This window comes from Gammaproteobacteria bacterium (assembly GCA_003696665.1).
Lineage (GTDB): Bacteria > Pseudomonadota > Gammaproteobacteria > Enterobacterales.
In genome coordinates this window covers 1-1,534 of record RFGJ01000665.1, presented here as the reverse complement: position 1 = coordinate 1,534, position 1,534 = coordinate 1, and the positions used below count along the sequence as shown (strand labels likewise).

The 1,534-nt window shown below is 48.7% G+C and carries 1 protein-coding gene; it reads left to right on the top strand.

The window, feature by feature from the left end:
* Window positions 1-359 precede the first annotated feature (359 nt).
* On the top strand, window positions 360-1,379 hold the full coding sequence (locus D6694_15825) for an IS110 family transposase (GenBank protein RMH32746.1): 1,020 nt from the start codon (window positions 360-362) through the stop codon (window positions 1,377-1,379).
* Window positions 1,380-1,534: the final 155 nt, after the last annotated feature.

Below are 1,534 nucleotides of genomic sequence, written 5' to 3'. Positions count from 1 at the left end.
CCTCTCAACATCGCCGCGACAGCGGCGTCTCAACAGGCCGCGCAGCGGCTATCAACATCGAGCGCAGCGAGTCTCAACCGGCGATTCCTCGATTCCTTTAGATTAGCCCTAAAGGATTAGATATATATTCATGTTTATAACAAATAAAAAACAAAACCTGGTTCTTTTCTTTGAAAAGCTCAAACAGCACAGGCGGGTGGTAAACCTTCCTTGGTTCCAGGCTTGAAGCCTAATTGAGGTTTTGGACCACCTCGCCTGCATATTCGGAAAATCTCATATAGATAACTGGCTTATTAAAGCCAATAAAGGATTCGAGATGTCCCGAATAAACACTGTTTGAGCAACTTAAAAATTAAAAAATTTCAGCTATAGAAAAGAGCTATGACTTTTTCCTCGGCTGTGACACGAGCAAGGCCAAACTCAACTTTGCCCTTGCCGACGCCAAAGGGGAAATCGTATGCGAATTTGAGGTGCGCAACCAATTCAAACACATTTGCGCAGCACTCAACAAACTGCTCCGCACGCACCACATCTCCGCCCAAAGCCTGTTGCTGTGTGTAGAATCCACTGGTATTTACAACGCATGGCTGCTCAAGGTTGTGACCTTGCTCGGCATTGATGCCTGGGTGGAGCATCCGCTCAAAATCCGCAAGACCTATGAACCCATGCGTGGCAAGAACGACTCGCTGGATGCCCGGCGCATTGCCCGCTATGCCTGGCGTTATGTCGATGAGGCCCGACTATACCGGCAGCGCCAGTCCCATATCCACAGCCTCACCCGCCTGCTGCGCCTGCGCCAGAAACTCGTCCAGGAACGCACCCGTCACAAGAATCGCCTGCGTGCTATCAATCAATTCGGGGGCGAAGAGATTGAAAAACAAGTACTTGGCAGGCTTATCCAAAACCTGGACGAAGAAATCCAGAATATCGAGCAGGCCATGCAACAAATCATTCAGACCCACAAACAGCTCAAAGAACGTTTCAAGTTGTTGATGAGCATTCCCGGTGTAGGTTTTCTGACGGCCTGCATGTTCATCGTCTATACCAATGATTTTGAAGACTTTGACGACCCCAGGAAGTTTGCCTGTCATGCCGGCGCCGCACCTTTTGTCTTTGCCTCGGGGCAATACACAAGCAAAGCAGCCACCTCACAACGAGCCCAAAAAGAGGTCAAGGGCATACTTTCCCAAGCGGCCATCGCCGCTGCAAAATCCAACTCGAGGCTGGGACGATACTACCAGCGCAAACTCGCTGAAGGAAAAGCCGAAGCCCTTGTGCTCAACAACATGCGTAACAAGATTATCCATATCGTTTTTGCGATAATCCGAACCGGCAAGATGTATGATGACAACTATGTACCAACAAGCTTGGCGGCTTAAATAAATAGTTATGAAAAGAACTTTTTTTAAAATGTGCATGGAGGAATCATAGAAAACCTCAAATCCTCTTCATACGATATTCATCATCATTCACCGGCGCTATAGCGGGCCATACCTGTCTCAGATCCGGTCGAAGAGCGAGCGCGCGGTAGGAT